The organism is Bradyrhizobium manausense (genome assembly GCF_018130615.1).
In the GTDB taxonomy this organism is placed as follows: Bacteria; Pseudomonadota; Alphaproteobacteria; order Rhizobiales; family Xanthobacteraceae; genus Bradyrhizobium; species Bradyrhizobium manausense_A.
Map to the genome: position 1 here is coordinate 67,944 of NZ_JAFCKB010000019.1, position 19,231 is coordinate 87,174.

16 protein-coding genes are annotated in these 19,231 nt (G+C 58.2%); 10 read left to right on the forward strand and 6 right to left on the reverse strand.

Annotated features, from left to right (window positions below; all coding sequences use genetic code 11):
* The gene (locus tag JQ587_RS28550; RefSeq protein ID WP_212427540.1) at positions 1–1,392 is read right to left on the reverse strand and encodes a transaminase; all 1,392 of its coding nucleotides are present in this window, start codon (positions 1,390–1,392) and stop codon (positions 1–3) included.
* Positions 1,389–2,885, reverse strand: a complete 1,497-nt coding sequence (locus JQ587_RS28555) for an aldehyde dehydrogenase (RefSeq protein WP_212427541.1) — start codon at positions 2,883–2,885, stop codon at positions 1,389–1,391. Before JQ587_RS28555 ends, JQ587_RS28550 begins: the two co-directional genes overlap by 4 nt.
* 168 nt (positions 2,886–3,053) lie before the next feature.
* Between JQ587_RS28555 and JQ587_RS28560 the strand changes: the two genes are divergently transcribed.
* From JQ587_RS28560 to JQ587_RS36795, 8 genes are all read left to right on the forward strand, one after another.
* Positions 3,054–3,827, forward strand: a complete 774-nt coding sequence (locus JQ587_RS28560) for an IclR family transcriptional regulator (protein ID WP_212427542.1) — start codon at positions 3,054–3,056, stop codon at positions 3,825–3,827.
* Positions 3,828–3,893: 66 nt separating this feature from the next.
* On the forward strand, positions 3,894–5,246 hold the full coding sequence (locus JQ587_RS28565) for an aspartate aminotransferase family protein (RefSeq protein WP_212427543.1): 1,353 nt from the start codon (positions 3,894–3,896) through the stop codon (positions 5,244–5,246).
* A 715-nt stretch (positions 5,247–5,961) separates the two neighbouring features.
* On the forward strand, positions 5,962–7,548 hold the full coding sequence (locus JQ587_RS28570) for an ABC transporter substrate-binding protein (RefSeq protein ID WP_212427544.1): 1,587 nt from the start codon (positions 5,962–5,964) through the stop codon (positions 7,546–7,548).
* 126 nt (positions 7,549–7,674) lie between these two features.
* Positions 7,675–8,865, forward strand: coding sequence for a serine hydrolase domain-containing protein (locus JQ587_RS28575; RefSeq protein WP_212427545.1), 1,191 nt, complete (start codon positions 7,675–7,677; stop codon positions 8,863–8,865).
* A 33-nt stretch (positions 8,866–8,898) separates the two neighbouring features.
* Positions 8,899–9,840 (forward strand): ABC transporter permease, encoded by a 942-nt coding sequence (locus tag JQ587_RS28580; protein WP_212427546.1) that lies wholly within the window; start codon positions 8,899–8,901, stop codon positions 9,838–9,840.
* Complete coding sequence (locus JQ587_RS28585) at positions 9,837–10,712, forward strand: ABC transporter permease (RefSeq protein ID WP_212427547.1); 876 nt, start codon at positions 9,837–9,839, stop codon at positions 10,710–10,712. The genes JQ587_RS28580 and JQ587_RS28585 overlap by 4 nt, the downstream gene beginning before the upstream one ends.
* Positions 10,709–12,334 (forward strand): ABC transporter ATP-binding protein, encoded by a 1,626-nt coding sequence (locus JQ587_RS28590; RefSeq protein WP_212427548.1) that lies wholly within the window; start codon positions 10,709–10,711, stop codon positions 12,332–12,334. The genes JQ587_RS28585 and JQ587_RS28590 overlap by 4 nt, the downstream gene beginning before the upstream one ends.
* A gap of 165 nt (positions 12,335–12,499) precedes the next feature.
* Complete coding sequence (locus JQ587_RS36795) at positions 12,500–13,066, forward strand: MarR family winged helix-turn-helix transcriptional regulator (protein ID WP_212427549.1); 567 nt, start codon at positions 12,500–12,502, stop codon at positions 13,064–13,066.
* A gap of 12 nt (positions 13,067–13,078) precedes the next feature.
* Here the strand turns inward: JQ587_RS36795 and JQ587_RS28600 are convergent, their stop codons facing one another.
* The 4 genes from JQ587_RS28600 to JQ587_RS36970 form a co-directional block, all read right to left on the reverse strand.
* Positions 13,079–14,668, reverse strand: coding sequence for a gamma-glutamyltransferase family protein (locus tag JQ587_RS28600; protein ID WP_212427550.1), 1,590 nt, complete (start codon positions 14,666–14,668; stop codon positions 13,079–13,081).
* A gap of 79 nt (positions 14,669–14,747) precedes the next feature.
* A complete protein-coding gene (locus JQ587_RS28605; protein WP_249149047.1) occupies positions 14,748–15,437 on the reverse strand; it encodes an HAD family hydrolase in 690 nt (229 codons plus the stop codon).
* Positions 15,437–16,726 (reverse strand): Tm-1-like ATP-binding domain-containing protein, encoded by a 1,290-nt coding sequence (locus JQ587_RS28610; RefSeq protein WP_212427551.1) that lies wholly within the window; start codon positions 16,724–16,726, stop codon positions 15,437–15,439. Before JQ587_RS28610 ends, JQ587_RS28605 begins: the two co-directional genes overlap by 1 nt.
* Positions 16,727–17,583: 857 nt before the next feature.
* Positions 17,584–17,706 (reverse strand): hypothetical protein, encoded by a 123-nt coding sequence (locus JQ587_RS36970; RefSeq protein WP_283815698.1) that lies wholly within the window; start codon positions 17,704–17,706, stop codon positions 17,584–17,586.
* A gap of 460 nt (positions 17,707–18,166) precedes the next feature.
* Here JQ587_RS36970 and JQ587_RS28615 point away from each other — a divergent pair, with 460 nt between their 5' ends.
* Both JQ587_RS28615 and JQ587_RS28620 read left to right on the forward strand, forming a co-directional pair.
* A complete protein-coding gene (locus JQ587_RS28615) occupies positions 18,167–18,631 on the forward strand; it encodes an MCP four helix bundle domain-containing protein (protein ID WP_212427552.1) in 465 nt (154 codons plus the stop codon).
* Between the two features lie 282 nt (positions 18,632–18,913).
* The gene (locus JQ587_RS28620) at positions 18,914–19,228 is read left to right on the forward strand and encodes a hypothetical protein (RefSeq protein ID WP_212427553.1); all 315 of its coding nucleotides are present in this window, start codon (positions 18,914–18,916) and stop codon (positions 19,226–19,228) included.
* Positions 19,229–19,231 lie beyond the last annotated feature (3 nt).

Genomic DNA, 19,231 nt, shown 5'->3' on the forward strand with positions numbered 1-19,231 from the left:
TTAAACGACCTTTGCTCGCTGCAACAGCGCGACGAAACGCGCGAACACGTCCGCATGCCGCGCGACTTCAACAGCTTCCGTCGCCGGACACATCAGAAACATGGTGTGAAATGGCGTTACCAGGATGCCTTCATTCATGTAAAAGGCATGCAGCAACGTCTCTAAATTGGCCCGACGCCCAGCAATGACATCGGCGCCGCTTTTCGGTGGTCGCGGCATGAACATGATCTCGGCCCGAGCTCCGACTTGGGTAACGTGCCACGGCAAGTGATGGGCACTGATAATCGCACGTGCATCTTCAGCAAGCCGAGTAGCCAGTCCAAGCATGTGCCCATAGTTCGCAGGCGTCAGAACTTCCTCAAGAACGGCACGCATCGTCGCTACCGTCAACGCATTGCCGGCGAGCGTCCCGCCAATACCAAGATGGGCGGATTGCCTGGTACGTGGATTGACGCGTGGCACGATCTTCCAAACTCGCTCGGCAACTTCCTGCGAAAGCCCGAATACCGCGGCCGGAATGCCGCCGGCAATCGCCTTGCCGGCAACAAGAATATCGGGTTTCAGGCCATGCAAGGCGGTGTAGCCACCGGGGCCAGACGACAGCGTATGCGTTTCATCAATCACGAGAATGGTGCCGGTGCGCCGTGTCAACTCCCGGACAGCCGCATGGAAGCCGTCGTCGGGAGGGATCATTCCGAAGTTGGTCATGATCGGTTCGGTCAGCACGCATGCCACATCCCCCTCGGCGAGTGCCAACTCCAGCGCAGCGAGATCGTTGAACTCAACGACTTTCGAAACCTCGGCGTGATTGACCCCATTGGGATGAATCATGTTGCGCAGGCCAATTCGGCCATCGCGAATTTCGACATGCGCCTCCTCAACTCCACCGTGATAGCACCCCGAGAACACCAGCACTTTTGGTCGGCCAGTGATCATCCGGGCAATCCGGATCGCACCGCGATTGGCATCCGTCGCGGATGTCGTCAGCGTCCAGAACGGAAGACCGAAACGTCGGGTCAGTTCCTCACCGATCCACAGGCTGTCTTCGGTCGGCAGCATCATTGTTGTGCCGCGCGCGAGCTGCCGTTGTGCTGCGCGCAGAACGGCAGCCGGTGTATGGCCGCACATGGCGCCGGTGTCGCCGAGGCAGAAGTCGACATAGTCATGACCGTCGATGTCGCGAATACGCGCACCGTGAGCTTCGTCCACATAAGCGGGGAAGCCGCCTGCCCAGCGCCGCATCCAGTGCGATGGGCCTCCGAAAAGAAAACTCTCTTCGCCCTTCCGCCACGCTGCCGCCGAACGTGGGTGGGATTTCAGAAAACGCGCCTGTTCGGCATCAAGCAGGGTTTCAATCGTCATATCGGCCGTTACTTGCTTCGACAGTTTCATAGGGCGATCCATGCGGTCTTGAGGTCGGTATATTCGTCAAGTGCGTGCAGCGACTTGTCACGGCCAAAGCCGGATTGCTTGAATCCTCCCAGCGGGACGGTGATGTCAGCTCCACCGTAGGTGTTGACGTGAACCACGCCGGCCTTGATCTCTCTGATCATGCGATGCGCCATGGACAGGTTCGATGTCCACGCCGCCGCCGCCAATCCATATGAGGTCGCATTGGCAAGGCGCACCGCTTCCTCGGCCGTATCAAAACGCATGACCGCGAGGATCGGACCAAACACCTCCTCCCGCGCCAGTGTCATATCCGGTAGAATATCGGCAAAAATGGTCGGCGCCATGTAGTAGCCGCCAGTCTCAGCATGCAGCCGCTCGCCTCCGCATAGTCGATGGCCACCCTCCTCTTCGGCGCGCGCCACGTATTCGAGATTCTTCCGCAATTGCTGATCGCTGGAGACGGCCCCGATATCCGATGCGACATCGAGGGGATCACCGACCTTCAGGCGGCCGGTGACGGCCACCAATTCATCAAGGAAACGGTCGTAGATCGAGGATTGCACGATCAGGCGCGAGCCGGCGACGCAAACCTGCCCCGAATTACGGAAGATGCCGTTCACGGAGACCTTGGCGGCTTCCTTAAGATCTGGAGCATCGGCAAAAACCACATTCGGCGATTTACCGCCGAGTTCGAGATAGATGCGCTTTAAGTTGGAACGGCCAGCGTATTCCAGCAAGCGGCGCCCCACAACGCCCGAGCCAGTAAACGCGATGGCATCGACGTCCATATGCAGGCCGAGCGCCTCGCCGGCAGTCGCACCGCGGCCTGTCACCACATTGAATGCGCCGTCGGGCACTCCGGCCTCGTTGGCGAGTTGCGCGAAACGCAGCAGACTGAGTGACGCGATCTCCGGTGGTTTGAGCACGACGGAATTACCGGTGGCCAGCGCCGGCCCGATCTTCCATGCACCGATCATCAGAGGAAAGTTCCAAGGCACGATCACACCGATCACGCCGAGGGGCTCGCGCAACACAAGGCCCAGAGCCTGAGGCGCGGTCGGCGCAATCTCCCCGTAAACCTTGTCAATCGCCTCGGCGTAGTAGCGGATGGTCGCAGCCGCAGACAAGGGTTCAGCCTTGTAGGCCATGTTGATCTCGGTGCCATTGTCGCGGACACCCAGCACCGCAAGCTCCATCGCGTGTTGCTCGATCAGATCCGCAAATCGCAACAGAACCTTCTTTCGGTGCGCGGGCGCAGTGCGCGACCACACACCACGCTCAAACGCCTGCCGCGCCGAGGTCACCGCACGATCGATGTCGACCGCACCACCATCGGCTATCGTGGTCAGGACGCCTCCATCGACCGGGGAGATCGACTCGAGCATCGCCCCGGACATAGCCGGTGATACGCGACCGCCTATGAACAATCCTTGCGGGGCAACGACTTGTGCGCGGTAGCTATTGATCTGCTGTTGAAACTGCGCGTTGGACATTCGTTCCTCCGGTCCCGCCCGCAAAACGGAGCGTCCTCATTGTCTGCCGCCCGCGAGCCGCAGCAGGGGCCGCGATCGGTTCATTATTTGAACCGATAGTTCATATATAGACTTGCATCGCGCATCCCCCGGTGTCAAGTTGGCCCACATTGAAGCTAGGCACTCAATATGAGCACCGTTGAAAAGGCTATATCCTTGCTGAACTTCTTCACGGAAGAGGAGCCGGAATGGGGCCTCTCCGAGATTGCACGACAGGCTCAGTTTGATAAGGCAACGACGCGCAGGCTGCTTGTCGCGCTTGCGAGCTGCGGACTCGTCGAGCAGCATACTGTGACCCGGCGCTACCAACTTGGCGCCGGACTGCTTCGTCTTGCACGCGTGCGCGAGTCGCACTTTCCCCTGTTGCAAGTCGCGGTTCCGATCATTCGGGACGTCGCCACGTCCACCAACGAGACAGTTCATCTGTCGGAGTTCGGAGCGCGCGGCCTGGTCACAGTTCATGTAGAGGAATCAACCAAGGCCAACCGCGTCAGTGTTGCCGCAGGCCAGTTGCTGCCCTTGCACGCGACCGCTTCCGGCATTGCCTTTCTAGCGTGCTCGCCGCCGGAACTTGTGAGGTCATGCTTGCGTAAGTCGCTGACTGCTTTCACGCGTCATACACTGGTGCAGCCGAAGCGGCTGCAGGATGCCATCACGGCCGCTGCGGCGCAGGGCTATTCACGCGGTGAACAAGGTTTCGAAGACGGCGTCTTTAGCGTTGCCGCTCCCATCTTGGGTTTGGACGGCTTTGCCCTTGGATCGGTGGCTGTCGCCATGCCGCTGTCGCGGAGCACCAAGGCAACGACGGATCGTCATATTCAGGCTGTTCGAAATGCGTCAGAAAAGATCGCCACCCGGTTATTCGGCGAGCTGCCAACACCGAAGCATGCGAGTTTCGCCTGAAACGGCTCGCCGCTATTCGATTTCGGGCCAACACCCCGATCCGCACTGTAAAAGAAAGCCGTCATCATGCGAGACGCCAATTTCCTGATCGCGAACAATGCCAAAAACATCTGGCACCCGATGGCGCATCCGGCTGAGCTGCGCGCTCATCCCCCGAAGATCATGATGAAAGGGTCCGGCGTGCACGTTTCCGATATCGACGGACGTACCCTACTTGATGCAGTCGCCGGCTTATGGAATGTCAACCTCGGTTACAGCTGCGAGCCGATCAAAAAGGCCATAGCCGAGCAACTTGACGCTCTGCCCTACTATTCGGGATTTCGCGGCACTTCGACCGGCCCCTCGATTCAACTCGCTTATGAACTCGCGGAGTGGTTCAGTCCGGAAGGTATGGTACGCACCTTTTTCACGTCCGGCGGCTCGGACTCTGTAGAGACCGCACTGCGGCTGGCCCGACAGTACTGGAAGATCAAGGGCCAGGGCGACCGCACGAAATTTGTCGCGCTCAAGAAAGGCTATCACGGCACTCATTTTGGTGCTGCGTCGGTCAACGGCAATGCCAATTTCCGCCGCAACTACGAGCCTCTGCTACCGGGCGTTTTTCACATTCCCGTTCCCTGGACTTATCGCAACCCGTTCAACGAGACAGACCCGGCCCGACTGGCCAAGCTGTGTGCGGCAGCACTGGAAGACGAGATTGCGTTTCAGGGCGCCGACACTATTGCAGCATTCATCATGGAGCCGGTCCTCGGTGCCGGAGGCGTTATCGTGCCACCTGAGAGCTTCATGAAGCTCGTTCGCGAGATCTGCAACCATCACGAGATACTGATGATCTCCGACGAGGTCGTCACCGGTTTCGGGCGTAGCGGAGCTTGGTCAGGCGCCCGCTTGTGGGGCATCCAACCAGACATGATGACGATCGCTAAGGCCATCACATCAGGCTATTTCCCGCTCGGCGCGACGTTGATCGGCGAAAAAATGGCCGAGGTATTCGAGAACGACAAGTCGGGCGTCGGTTCGATCGGCCACGGCTATACCTACTCCGGACACCCGGTGGGTTGCGCAGCCGGCATTGCAACGCTTGCCGAAACGCGCCGGCTGAAACTCGACGAGAATGCCGCCGCACGTGGCGGCGAATTGTTGAATGCGCTTCAAGCACTGCAATCCAAACACCATATTATCGGGGACGTTCGCGGCCAAGGGCTGATGGCGGCCCTCGAACTCGTTTCTGACCGCGACACGAGAAAGCCGCTGGATAAGGCGAGCATGGCAGTCGTCGCTGAAATAGCCTATGAGGCCGGAGTAATGATCCGCGTTTCCGGAAATAATATCATCCTGTCGCCGCCCCTGATTCTTGGCGCTTCCGATGTCGAAAAGATTGCACAGGCCATCGATGCTGGCCTTACGGCCGTCGCTTAAATCGCTGCGATGATTCGTGGCTAAGGCCGTCGGGGTAAATGATATTTGAAGGGAGCAACCGTAACGTCGGGCGCTTGATTCTCAGCAGAACTACCCAATACGGCAAGCGTCGCGCGGCAATGCCGACTGCGGGACGAGCCTTCGTCAGATGATGCGACACGGCATGTTGTGACAATCTTGGCCTATGAAAGAAACGAGACGCGTCACGGTGGTTAAACCGGCCATAACCGGTGGTAGCGACGTTGGCACGGCCACATAGCATGACGGACTAGAGGCGGGATTCAATTCAGCGACGCCTGAAATTGGATAGCTCCGGGGATTCGTATCGCAGGATCTATATCCCATGCATCGCACGTGACGCAGGCTAGGGTCCATCTAAATTCGTTGACAATGAAATTATATAAAGCTTAGATCATATCGATCTCTTTTGCGGTGGAAAAAACAGCAACGAACGGAGAGGCAGGTGATATGGGGGCCCCAGCTTTGACGTGTTCATTGTCGGCTCGATCTGCGAACCGTACCCGCAGGACCATCAGCTGTCTTTTCACGATCGCAAGCCGCGTTCGATACGCCCGGCTCGCGTCAGCTCTCAATAGCTCCCCGCCGCCGCTTTTTACGAAGGCTCGCTACTCTGAAGTCCGGCAACGACCGCGCAGTCGGCCGCTTCAGCGATCCTGTATTTCATGACCAAAGCACGCATCATCGGAGAAGCATCATGACTCTTAATTTGACGCGCCGTCGGTTAATCAAGTTGGGCGGAGCAGCGGCCTTGGCGCAATCCGCTCCACGCCTCTCCTTCGCACAAAGCAAGAGCCGCGTGATCCGCGCCGTGATGCATACGGCGCTGCGCGTGACCGACCCATTGGTTGTCCCGGCCTGGACGACCCGTAACCATGGCTATAACATCTATGACACGCTGTTCTCGATGGACAGCAAGCTGAACTACAAGCCGCAGATGGTCGAGACCTTCAACGTCTCGAGCGATGGATTGACCTACACCTTCCATTTGCGGACTGGCCTGATGTTTCATGACGGCGCGCCGGTCACAACTGAAGACGTCATCGCGTCGCTCAAGCGCTGGGGTTCGCGCGACCCGATGGGTATTTCGCTCATGGCCGCGACGGGTGAGCTCGCGGCGGTTGATGAGCGAACCTTCCGCCTCGTGCTGAAACGCCCCTTCGGTCATGTCCTGGCCGCGCTTGGCAAACCCTCCTCAGCCGTCCCCTTCATCATGCCCGCACGGATCGCGGCAACACCACCGTCACAACAGATCACGGAATACGTGGGGTCGGGTCCGTTCCGCTTCGTCGCCAGCGAATTCAAACCAGGCATCAAGGCAGTGTATGACCGCAACCCGGATTACGTCGCACGGCAAGAGGCGCCCGACGGCCTCGCTGGCGGCAAGGTGGTCAAGGTTGATCGATACGAGTGGATTTACATTTCCGATTTCCAGACCTCGCTTAATGCTCTTGTGAATAATGAGGTCGACTACTTTGAGAATCCGACGCACGAGATGATCCCGAACGCCGAGAAGCTCGGAGTCAAACTGTTCGATTACAACCCCGCAGGCTTTTCTGGGTATTGTCGACCTAATTGGTTGTCGCCGCTCATCGCCAAGCAAGAAATCCGTCAGGCCATTCTTCATGCTGTGAACCAGCGCGATTGGCTGGATGCCCAGATCGGCGATCCGAAATATTATCGCAGCTCATCAGCGATGTTCGTTCCCGACATGCCGTATGGGACGGAGGCCGGCTGGAACACCAAGGCGGATGTCGCCGCCGCGAAAGCTTTGCTGACAAAGGGCGGTTACAAGGGTGAACCGATCACACTTCTTCAAGTGGCGGATACTCCGATTATATCGCCGTTAGTTGACGTGACAGCTCAAGCACTTCGTCAGATCGGCATGAACGTTAAGCTTGTAACTCTGGATTGGCTGTCGGTGCTGGCACGTCGCACCAAACAGGAATCCGGCGAGCAGGGCGGCTGGGACCTCATGCATGCCACGCAGGCCGCGGTCGATATTTTTAACCCAATTATCAACGCACATGTGATGACAGTCGGCAAGACCGGTCCCTTTGGGTGGCCCGAGGACGAACCACTGTTGGATTTGCGCCAGTCATTTATCGACGAAACTGATTCCACCAAGCAGAAGGCGATTGCCGAGACCATCCAGAAGCGCGCCTACGAAGTCGTCACGCACATTCCGACTGGAATGTTCCGACAGCCGGCGATGCATCGACCGAACTTGTCGGGATTCATTCCAGCCCTCGTTCCGGTGTTCTGGAACGTCGAAAAAACCTAGCGTTCCCCAGTATGCAATTGAGGGCTTGCCGGTCCATCTTTCCTGACCGGCAAGCTTGGGGATTCATAAAAAAGCGCCACTGATGCAGGCCTCTACGACGATTCAAGACAGAAAGATCGAAGAAGCATGGCTCGACTGATGTCCGGCTTTCCGCCCACTCCCGAATTACAGGTCGCTCTCGCAAACTGGCGCAAGCATCCCTACAGCCAATGGTCGTTTCGTAACGTTCGGCAGATCATCCCAACCGCGCCAATCCGTCCCAGCGCATCGCCAAAACCGCTTGTCGAAGACCTGCATAGTATTGACGGCACCTCTTTTGAGGGAATCGATGGCAAGGAAACGACGGTGCGCGACGCGCGGCTGGCAAGCTCCACAGACGGCATGCTGGTGCTGCGCGGCGGCCGGATCGTCAGCGAGTGGTACAACAACGGGCTCGATCCCGTGACGCCACACATCTGCTTCTCGGTCAGCAAATCCATTCTGGGTACGCTCGCTGGCGTCCTCACTGAACGAGAGATCATCGACCCAGATGCCTTGGTAATCGACTATCTTCCGGAAGTGAAAGGCAGCGCTTACGAGACAGCCAAGCTCCGGCATCTTCTCGATATGACCGTCGGCACCAGTTACCGTGAGGAATTCAACAATCCATCGCTGGATCTGTTGCGTTACCGCTCTGCAACTGGCTGGGATCCGCAGCAACCTGGCATGCCGGAAGCTGACCTCCGCAAATTCCTGCCGACCGTTCCGCTCGGAAGCGATCCGCATGGAGCGAAAGTCAACTACGTTACGCCCAACACCGACACGCTAGGCTGGTTGTTCGAACGCGCCTGCGGTCGACCTTACGCTCAACTCCTCAGTGAATTCCTGTGGGCCCCTATGGGAGCTGAGGTGGAAGGCAGCATGACCGTCGATCCGTTCGGTATGACCCGTCCAGGCGGTGGCATCTCAGCGACGCTGCGCGATCTGGCACGATTCGGCGAGATGATGCGGCGGCGCGGCCTGGCTAATGGTCAACAGGTCGTTCCGGGCTGGTGGATCGACGATATCCGTCGCAACGGCAGCGTCGAAGCGTGGATGCATGGCTGCATGACGGACGCCTTCCCGATCGCCCAGTACCGAAGTAAGTGGTACAACCTCGGCGCCCCCGGCGGTGCGGCTTTCTGTGGCGTCGGCATCCACGGCCAGTGGATCTACATCGACGAGCGAGCGGAAACTGTTATCGCGCGCTTCTCGTCGCAGCCTGACCCGATGGATCTCCCAATCGATCACATGTGGCTGCGTGGTTACGACGCGATTGCTCGCCGGCTTTCCTCGTAATCTATTGTCCTAGGTCAAACCGGAGTGACCGCGATGGTGCGCTTTTTGTTTCGCCGGCTTTTGTCGATCATTCCCGTTCTGGCCATAGTTTCGATCATCGTGTTCCTGGCCTTGCGGCTCGGTCCTGGCGACCCTGCCGCCATTCTTGCCGGTGACAGCGCTACGCCGGAGATGGTCGCCGCGATGCGGGCGCATCTCGGTCTCGATCAATCGTTGCCGCAACAATTCCTCCATTGGGTCGTTCAGATCGCTCATGGCGATCTGGGGCGCTCGATCACTTCCAACCAGCCGGTCACGACGCTCGTCGCGTCGCGACTTCAGCCGACCCTGGCGTTGGCAATCGCCACAATCATATTCTCCATTCTCGTTGCGACCCCGCTCGGCGTGCTCGCCGCCTGGCGGCGCGGAACGTGGGTAGATAATCTGGCGAGTGGCGGCGCGGTCATCGGATTCGCGCTGCCCGCGTTCGTCACCGGTTACCTACTGGTCTTCGTATTCGCGCTCAAGCTGCAGTGGCTTCCCGTTCAGGGCTTTGTGCCTCTCTCGGAAGGATTCTGGCCATTTGGCCGTCACTTGGTCCTACCTACGTTAACGCTTAGTACCATCTACATTGCGCTCATCACCCGTGTCACGCGCGCGAGCATGCTGGAAATTCTCGGCGAGGATTTTGTCCGTACCGCGCGCGCCAAGGGTCTGCCCGAGCGCGTCGTGTTATTTCGACATGCGCTCGGTAACTCCGCCATTCCGATTTTGTCTGTGATAGGCATAGGCATCGCGCTGCTGCTTGGCGGCGTCGTGGTCACCGAAAGCGTGTTCAGCATTCCTGGACTCGGCCGCCTCACGGTCGAGGCGGTGGTTGCCCGTGACTATCCAGTCGTGCAGGGCATCATCATCCTGTTCAGCGGCGTCTACGTTCTGATCAACCTCGCGGTTGACATCAGCTATGCCATCTTCGATCCGAGGATCTCGTATTGAGCACGGTCGTCGCCAATTCAACTTCTTTCCGTAGCACGGTCAGCATCATGCGCCGCCACCCCGGCTTAGTGTTCGGGCTCGTCGTCGTTGCGGCGATGGTTTTGCTGGCGATTGCAGCGCCCTGGTTACACACCCTCGATCCAACGCTAATCCGTCCCCGTATGAGACTGAAACCACCCTCAAGCGAGTTCTGGTTCGGCACTGACGCCTCGGGGCGCGACCTGTGGAGCCGAATCGCTTACGGATCGCGGATCTCGCTGATTGTCGGCGCCTCTGTCGCATCGGCCTCGCTCGTGATCGGCCTCGTCATCGGAATGATTGCCGGTGCCATACGCAAGCTCGACGGCATCATCATGCGCATCATGGACGGCGTGATGGCGATCCCAGCAATCCTGCTGGCGATCATGGTAGTCAGCCTATTCGGCGCGGCTTTGCAGACCGTTATAATTGCGATCACTCTGCCTGAGATTCCACGCGTCGTTCGCCTGACCCGGAGCGTCGTTCTCACAGTCCGTGGTGAAGCATATGTCGAAGCCGCAATCAGCATGGGAACACCAACGCAGATCCTGATGATCCGGCATATTCTTCCAAACATTCTGGCGCCGGTGATCGTGCAAGCGACGTTCACAGCGTCGGCAGCGATCCTGATCGAAGCGTCGCTATCCTTTCTCGGCATTGGGACACCGAGCGAAATTCCGAGCTGGGGTAACATCATGGCCGATGGCCGCAACTACTTCCAGATGGCACCGCAACTGATCATCGCACCGGGCCTGCTGGTTGCGCTCACTGTGCTCGCCGTGAATATTTTGGGAGATGGCTTGCGCGATCTTCTCGACCCGAGACTTGCAAAATCGGTGGGAGACGCGCGATGATCGATGACGTTCTTTCCATCGAACATCTTACGGTCGCTATCACAGCCTCATCGCAAGGCAAGACCGTGGTCTCAGACGTAAGCCTGTCGGTCGGCCGAAAGGAGATCGTCTGCGTTGTCGGCGAGTCGGGGTCAGGTAAGTCTGTCACCTCCTTCTCGATTATGGGAATTCTTTCTTATGGTCTTGCGCCTGCAACTGGTTCGATCAAGCTGCTTGGCGAGGAACTGATTGGTGCATCGGCGACACGCATGCGCAAATTGCGCGGACTGCGCATGGCGATGATCTTCCAGGAACCGATGACCGCGCTCAATCCCGTGATGACCGTGGGCGATCAAATCGCGGAAATCTTCCGCTACCACAGGCCGGAGATGTCCGCATCAGATGTCCGGCTGCGAGTCCGGTCGCTGGCAGAGGATGTACGCCTGCCCGATCCGGCGAACATCGTGCGTCGCTATCCGCACCAACTTTCCGGCGGACAACGCCAGCGCATCATGATCGCCATGGCGCTTGCACTGGAACCCGCTCTTCTGATCGCCGACGAACCCACCACGGCACTCGACGTCACCACGCAGAAACAGATTCTCGAGCTGATCTGCGATCTCGTGGCCCGACGCGGCATCGGAGTTTTGTTCATTACTCATGACTTCGGTGTCGTCGCCGAAATCGCGGATCGCGTCGTGGTCATGCGCTCCGGAAGCGTCGTCGAATCCGGCTCCGCACACGATGTCCTCACTCAGCCCCAGCAAGCATATACTCGGTCCCTGATCGACGCTGTTCCCGGCAGCAAACTGCCCAAGGCCCGTGACGTGGCTGACCATGTGGTGTTGCGAGTTGAAAATCTGTCGAAGACATATGGTGACTCTTCCGGGCTGTTCGGTCCGGCGCATAACACCGCTCCCGCTTTGCTGAACGCCTCCCTATCGCTACGGAAAGGTGAGATTCTGGGAATCGTAGGTGAATCCGGCTCGGGCAAATCGACGCTGGCCCGCTGCATCTGCCGGCTGCAGACACCCAGTTCCGGCGACATCTGGCTCGGGGACATCAACATCGCCCGGATGCATGAGAACAAGCTTCGAAACTACCGGAAGGCAATTCAGGTGGTGTTCCAGGATCCTAACAGGTCTCTCAATCCACGCCTCCGGATCGGAGAGACTCTGGTCGAAGGCGCACGGAATTTCGGCGCTAGCGCACGCGTAGCGAGCGAACGCAGCCGACGGTTACTGGACCTCGTAGGATTAGATGACAGTGCGCTCGACCGCTTCCCGCACCAGTTTTCCGGTGGCCAGCGGCAACGCATCTGCATCGCCCGCGCGCTTGCTAGTGAGCCCGATATTCTGGTGGCCGACGAGGCCGTTTCCGCGCTCGATGTCTCAGTTCAAGCTCAAGTTATTGAATTACTGGAAGATTTGAGACAGCGGCTCGGCCTCGCGATCATCTTCATTACCCATGATCTTCGCGTCGCCGGGCAGCTTTGCGATCGGTTGATCGTGATGCAATCCGGAAGAATCGTGGAACAGGGACCGACAGGCAGGCTTTTCGACAGCCCTAGCGAAACCTATACCCGCGAACTCCTTGCGGCCGCGCCTGGCCGGGAGTTCCTTGCGAGCGCCCGGAAAGCGTGAGATGTCTGCGGGCGCACGGGGTCGGGGAGCCGACAAGCGAATCACGATAGTTATTTGCGCTTAAAGCTCATTCCCGAATGCGCACTAGGCTTTCAACTCGAAATGCCCGGTGAGGTACAGCATGCCTTGCTTTAGAGGCGACGGCCGCGAGCCAGGAGATTATGGGTGACCACGAGAAAGCAGACCACGAAAATCTCGGGCGCGAAGCTGGCGCATACGACCGCGACGATCTCCAAGCCTCATAGGCTAGGTTCGATCGGCTCGCTTGACGACTTCATTCCGTACAAATTGTCGGTGGTCGCCAATCGCGTGTCTCAGTCAATCGGGCGTCTGTTCGAAACCCAGTTCAACCTGCAAATGCCAGAATGGCGCATTCTCATGGCGCTATACGCCTACGGTACACTGTCGTTCATCGAGGTGGTCGAGCATACCAGCATGGACAAGGCGCGCGTATCGCGCGCCCAGCGCCGTCTGGTCGACTTGAAAATGATCACCTTACAGAACGACCCCAACGACGGCCGGCGGATATTCCTATCGATCACTCGCGACGGCGCAAAGATGTGCAAGAGCATCCTGCCCGAAGCAGCTCGTACGCAAGCCTGGTTTCTTGATGGCCTGTCGGATTTCGAGCAATTGCAGCTCGACGTCATACTAAACAAGTTGATGGTGCGGAGCCAGGTGCTACAAGAATCGAGTGTACCATTCGAAGCTACTGAAGACAGCGAGAGTTGATTTCGCGGACCTTCAGAATCCTGCCGTTACACCATCGCGTCGCGGATCTGATACGGCGCAATAGACGCCGCCGATCCGCTTGATCAATTGCGCCGAGCCGAAGGTCAAATGACCTGTCGGCAGTATCTGAACGCGATGGCCACGTCCCGCAAGCCCATCTGCCACAGTGGGCGGTAGATGCGCCTCAAGGTTTGCGATGCCATCCGCCGGCGACAGCATGAATCGCGGTGCGTCGCAAATCGATTGCGGATCCTGGTCGAAATCAGCAAGCCTGCTGAGGAATTGCAAATGGCCCTGCGTCTGCATGGCAGCGCCCATCACGCCAAAAGATAACACCGGAGCGCCGTTTCGCGTCACAAATCCAGGTATGATGGTGTGTAGCGGCGCCTTCCGAGGCCCGACTTCATTAGGGTGGCCGCGCTCAAGGGTAAAATTAGAACCCCGGTTGTGCAGGGCAATACCTGTGCCAGGCACCACCAACCCCGATCCAAATGCCCAATAATTCGACTGGATCAACGAGACCATCATACCCGACGCATCGGCAGCAGTCAGATAAACCGTCCCACCGAGCCGTGGCTTGCCAGGAGTTGGCGCGCCTGCGCGGCGCAGATCGACCAGACGTGCGCGCTGCGCCAAGTAGTGTCGGTCAAGCAAAGCTGAAACGGGTACGCGCATCGTCTGTGGATCTGAAACATGGGCATAGAGATCGGCGAACGCGAGACGCATCGCTTCGATCTGGAGGTGATACGCATCGATGCTGTCTCGTCCCATCGCCCTGACGTCGAAATTCTCCATTATTCCGAGCGCCATCAATGCCGCAATTCCAAAACCGTTCGGCGGCAGTTCGTGTAATGTGTAGTCTCGGTATTGCAGCGACAGTGGCTCACACCATGTCGGCTGATGCGCGGCAAGGTCATCGAGGCTGATGCAGCCGCCAGTTCGATCGGAAAACGATACGATCAATTCAGCAAGTGCACCTCTATAAAAAGTCTCACCCTCCGTTTCCGCAATCGCTTGCAATGAACGGGCATGGCCCGGAGCGCGCCAGATCTCGCCCACAGTCGGTGACCGGCCGTCAATCAGAAATGTCTCAGCAAAACCGGATTGATCGCTGACGAGCGCAGCCAGTTCCGGCCAAACCGACGCGACGAACGGAGAGACAGGAAAGCCGCGCTCGGCGTATTCGACCGCAGGCCCGAACAATTTCTGAAACGGTAATTTGCCGAAACGGTTCGACAACGCGGTCCAGCCTGCCACCTGGCCGGGCACGGTCACACTGTCCCAACCCTTCATCGGCATCTGATCGTATTTATCGAAACGCGATCTACACCACGCGGCAGGCGACAGTCCCGTCGAATTCAGTGCGTGAAGCTGCTTGCCGTCCCAAACGATAGCGTAAAGATCACCGCCGATGCCATTCATCGTTGGCTCGACCACCGTTAGCGTCGCTGCCGCCGCCAACGCCGCATCTACGGCATTGCCACCTGCCAGCATAATACGAAGCCCGGCTTGCGCCGCAAGCGGTTGCGATGCTGCGACGACGTTCGATGCGAGAAGCGGAATCCGGGCGATGGGATAGCGAGATGCTGATACGTCGTTCATTTCATGATCCCCAACCACATTTTTGCCGGTTCCATGCGATTGCGTCACCAGCGATCAGATCCCGATCGATGATCTGCTCCTAGACTGTATCGAGCATGTCCGCTGACAGACCTAGCTTGATCAAAGCCCGCGCATAGGATTGCTTGGGTGCACGAACATCAAAATGCACTGTCGACATACCGGCCTTCTTTGCACCATCGATGTTGCGCCGTTGATCGTCGACGAAGACGCACTGGTCAGCCGTCAGCTGCAGTGCATCGAGGCACAACGCGTAAGCGCGAGGGTCGGGCTTTAGAATGCCCGTATAGGTGGCGTCGATGACGACCTCGAAATCGCTCAGGAGCGGGAAGCGACTGGTGAACCCCGTGCCGTAGAACAGATCGAGCTCGTTGGACAGAATCGCGAGCCGTTTGCCCGCAGCAACCGCGGCGTCGATCGCTTTCACCGCTTCTGGTCGCATCGTCGATATCGGATTATCCCCCCGGGCTCGACGCACGAAGTCGCTCATCTCCCAACGCTCGCCAAACAAGCTACTAATCTCAGCGATACGAGTGCCCCAATATTCGCGCTCGGTAATGCGGTTTTCCTGCATGTCGACCCACAAGGGATCGGATGCAGGGTCAAACGGACCTCGCCAGGTTAGAGAACCCGGGGCAAGCCCCAGTGCCTCCTCGGTGATGTGGTGTGTCTCGAACAGGGTCCGTGAAATGACCCCCCCAAAGTCGAGAACGAGCGCCTGCTTCTCAGTAGCCATCAACGTGAAATCCATCAGGCCCGCAGCGAGCCACCGCTGGAAGATTCCACAACGCCTTGCGGAATGACCCCTTGCCTCACCCAATCATCGAACACCGCCATGACGGAATCGGTGAATTGGCCGTCGTTAATATGCGCATCTAATACAAGGACATCGATCGTCGAGCCCAGTCCACTAACGAATTCCTCGACGAAAGCTTGATGCGCCTCGGGCTCATAGAGCGGTTGCCCCTTGCGATCCCATTCCTGGATGCCCTCGCGCGGGACGATCACCTTCACCTTGCCTTTAGAAGATGCCAGTTTGGGAACGATGGCGCGCGCGACCGCGCGACGCTCTGACGCCGTCGACACTACCGATGCGATCAGCCGGTTGTGCGCATGGCGCGGACGGCCGACATAAGCGTGCGGCGTCGCCTTCCAGGACGGCATGTCGATCATATCGATCGCACCCGGCGCAACGATTTGCGGAATCCCCATCCGGCCAGCATTTTCCAAGCGGTCTTCGCCCGCTGTGACGATCGAGCCAAGAACATCGTTGGCGACTTCCTGCAGGCACAGATCGAGGACCGCCGCGAACGTTTTTTGCGCCGCCAGCGATTCCAGCGCGCGCCCACCCATGCCCGTTGCATGGAAGACCGCAACCTCGTAGCCACGCTGCTCGAGCGCGGGCTTCAAGGCCACGATATAGCGCAGCGCGCTCGTACCAAGCGAGCTGATACCGACAATGGGACGATCGAGCGCAATCGGCGCTGCATTCCGGCACGCGCCCACCACGGCATTCGCCGCCATCCGCAACGACGATCTGCACAGACTGTTAAGCCCATACAGCCCACCGGCCCAGAGAATCGCCATCAGGTCAGGCGCGAGACGCTCGGGTGGAATGAGGTGCGAGAACGAGACCGTCGAAATCAGAAACTTCGGGACGCCGACCGGCAACGCCGCCGTGACGTCGAGGGCAAGGTCGGTACCCATGGTGCCGCCAAGGACGAGGACACCATGAACGCGCTCCTCCCTGAAGGCCTTCAGTGTCTGCGCGATGGCACCACGTGTCATCGCCTGCATGGCGACGTTCTCGTCGACGGAGTCCGCGATGTCTTCGAGGGTGACGCCGGCGGCGGCCGCTACCTCCCTATTGGTGATTTCCGCTACGAAATGAGATTGGTTGCGAACCCCGACATCCATAACGACCGCGCGGCCGCCAGCTTCGACGACGCAATCACGCAGAAAGGCGAGTTCGTCAAACTTGGTGTCGACTGTGCCGATGATCAGTACGCTCTCGCGGGAGATTTTGTCTGAGGGGTTCATGGGAGAAGACGCATTTCAAAGTAGATGAGGATGGATCGGGGTTCAGGCACCAGCGGCAACCAACTCACGGCGATGCGCAATGTCTTGGTTGGGATCAAATGGCGTCACTCGCCTCTCGACATGCAGGCCTACAGCAGCATCAATCCGGTCATCTCCAAAAAATGATTAGTCGCGCCAGAAGGCGCGGCTATGCACCGCCCGAAGGATCGATATATTCTGGCGCCCTTCCACCAGAAATCGAACCTACCATCAAGGTGAATTGTTTCATTGTCAACAAGTTTTTCTAGCCGCGTCGATCTCCATTATCCGTCGCTTACGCTTTGAAGCGCTGTTGCGTAGAGATGCCCCACAATTCTGACGGTTCCTGATCGAGCCCCTCCCAGCGAGGCGACCGGTCCGCAGCATAAGATGCACAGTTACCCTTTTACAGGATAGCGCCGTCGCTTGCTACGAGACCGACGCGCGCCCGGCCCGAAACCATCATCACATGCTTGCCACTCCCAGAGCCACGCCTCTGCAGAGAGTCTCTGCTCCTTCAAGACGACACGGCGCACGAAATTGCCGACGATATTCTCGTCCGAAATGTCGATCACGCCTCCGGCACGAACGAGTGTGACCGTATCATCGTCTTCCGGAGCCGCAAGTAAGTCTGGCGCGCGAAACGCAAATCGACGTCCTCGCTTGGCCGGCGCGCTCCCTGGTAGTCAGCGGTACATCGCGGTGATCGGCCTTCCAGACAAGAAGCTGATCTCGCACGAACCGCAATGTCCTGCTTGGCATGACCGGCGAACATGCGGGCTGTGGGCATCTCAGGCATCGAGGATGCTCATGCCTGCCGGCACAATTATACTTCTCCCTCACCGCTGCAGCACGACTTCGAACTCGCGATCACCCTTGCGATGCGCTACGCCCGTGGCGAACCGCTTCACCGCCAATGGAGTGCCGGCTCGGGCCACAACTGCCTCGATGTCGTCCAACATGGTCGCCGGTCCGCAGCCATAGATCGCGGCGTTCGTTCTGGCTGCCTTTAGCGAGCGCGAGATCACCTCGCCTGACGGCGAAGGAGCGGTAGCAGATGCTCTAGCGTAGCTGTCCAGCCCCCGTTGCTACGTGAACAGCGCGCGCACCTCCTAAAAGACACCGGTACAACCGAAGAAAACGGCTATTACCTCCCCGCTAGCCGCCTCTATCGGCATCCTCAATGCCGGATATCTGTACATATGGAACGAAGATGCCGGACGCGAGCCAAGCGCTTTCGTCGACGACACAAAATGCTGGATATTCGCCGTCTCCGATAGATGCGTCGTCATAGAGCGGTGATCGACTCCCTCGTCATTCCTGTTTTACGATGATGAGACCGAGTGTCTCAATACCTACGGTGTTCGCCCACGATTAACTTAGTAATGCGATTCCCAGCCGTGAACACGCAAAGGAGTCGCCATGCGCATCAGCCTCAAAACAATTCTCCTTTCCATATCTGAGCTTCTCGCTTCTCTAGTAATCTTCCAGGCAGCATTGAGTATCCTCCAGTTGAATGCCATGGGTACAAAGGTTCGAGACCTCGGCGGAAATTGGATACCTTCGGTGCGTGCCCTCGGTGACGTAAAGTACGATATTGCGATCGTTCGACTTCGCAGTACGCGTTACATTTCCTCGGCTCAGACCGCCGGGCGCGAACAGCTTCGCGCCGCCCTTGCGAATACCGAGGACAAGGCCAAGACGGCGCTATCCGTGTACGAACCGCTAATCTCAAGTGGGTCTGAACGCGCGTCATGGAACGATTTGAAAGACGCCTGGAAAAGCTACCTGAGACTGCAAAACCAAGCTATCAGCATGGCTGATAGCAACGACATAGCCGGAGCAACCGAGCTTCTCAATGAGGGATCCTTCAGTGCTTTTGAATAGGCGATACTTGCACTCGATCGGGCCATCAAGATCAATCTCGACGGTACAAACATCACTTCCAAAGAATCGATCGACTTGGACGAACGCGGGAAAGCAGTAACTATTTCATTCGCGGCCTTCGCCATCATCGTTTGCGCTCTTGCCGCAGCCACCATCATTTTTCGTGTTACCCGGCCTCTTCACCGCTCGACGCACACGATGACGACTCTGGCGGATGGATAGCTCGACGTTGAGATTGCCTTCGTCAGCCGAAATGGTGAAATTGGCGACATGGCCCGAGCAATGAAGATCTTTAAGGCAAACATGAGACGAACGTGCGAGATTGAGCGCATCGCCGCAGAGGAAGAGAAGAACATTCAAGAACGCCGCCGCGTCCAGATGAACCAGTTCGCTAACAGTTTTGAGATGGCAGTTGGAGATATCGTCAAAACGGTATCGGCAGCATCGACAGAGCTAGAGGCGCCTGCCGCCACCTTGTCGTCAACCGCGCAACGATCCCAGGATATCGCACGCGACGTTGCATCTGCAGCGGATGCCACATCCAGTAACGTGCAGTCGGTTGCTTCAGCGACGGAAGAACTGTCTTCTATGAGATAAGCC

Excerpts from the sequence above, each read along its gene's own strand:
- JQ587_RS28575 (WP_212427545.1), top strand. The coding sequence starts at position 7,675 with ATGGCTCGACTGATGTCCGGCTTTCCGCCCACTCCCGAATTACAGGTC.
- JQ587_RS28605 (WP_249149047.1), bottom strand. The coding sequence starts at position 15,437 with ATGGATTTCACGTTGATGGCTACTGAGAAGCAGGCGCTCGTTCTCGAC.
- JQ587_RS28590 (WP_212427548.1), top strand. The coding sequence starts at position 10,709 with ATGATCGATGACGTTCTTTCCATCGAACATCTTACGGTCGCTATCACA.
- JQ587_RS28555 (WP_212427541.1), bottom strand. The coding sequence starts at position 2,885 with ATGTCCAACGCGCAGTTTCAACAGCAGATCAATAGCTACCGCGCACAA.
- JQ587_RS36970 (WP_283815698.1), bottom strand. The coding sequence starts at position 17,706 with ATGTTGGACGACATCGAGGCAGTTGTGGCCCGAGCCGGCACTCCATTG.
- JQ587_RS28560 (WP_212427542.1), top strand. The coding sequence starts at position 3,054 with ATGAGCACCGTTGAAAAGGCTATATCCTTGCTGAACTTCTTCACGGAA.
- JQ587_RS28550 (WP_212427540.1), bottom strand. The coding sequence starts at position 1,392 with ATGAAACTGTCGAAGCAAGTAACGGCCGATATGACGATTGAAACCCTG.
- JQ587_RS28565 (WP_212427543.1), top strand. The coding sequence starts at position 3,894 with ATGCGAGACGCCAATTTCCTGATCGCGAACAATGCCAAAAACATCTGG.
- JQ587_RS28615 (WP_212427552.1), top strand. The coding sequence starts at position 18,167 with ATGCGCATCAGCCTCAAAACAATTCTCCTTTCCATATCTGAGCTTCTC.
- JQ587_RS28600 (WP_212427550.1), bottom strand. The coding sequence starts at position 14,668 with ATGAACGACGTATCAGCATCTCGCTATCCCATCGCCCGGATTCCGCTT.
- JQ587_RS28580 (WP_212427546.1), top strand. The coding sequence starts at position 8,899 with ATGGTGCGCTTTTTGTTTCGCCGGCTTTTGTCGATCATTCCCGTTCTG.
- JQ587_RS28570 (WP_212427544.1), top strand. The coding sequence starts at position 5,962 with ATGACTCTTAATTTGACGCGCCGTCGGTTAATCAAGTTGGGCGGAGCA.
- JQ587_RS28620 (WP_212427553.1), top strand. The coding sequence starts at position 18,914 with ATGAAGATCTTTAAGGCAAACATGAGACGAACGTGCGAGATTGAGCGC.
- JQ587_RS28610 (WP_212427551.1), bottom strand. The coding sequence starts at position 16,726 with ATGAACCCCTCAGACAAAATCTCCCGCGAGAGCGTACTGATCATCGGC.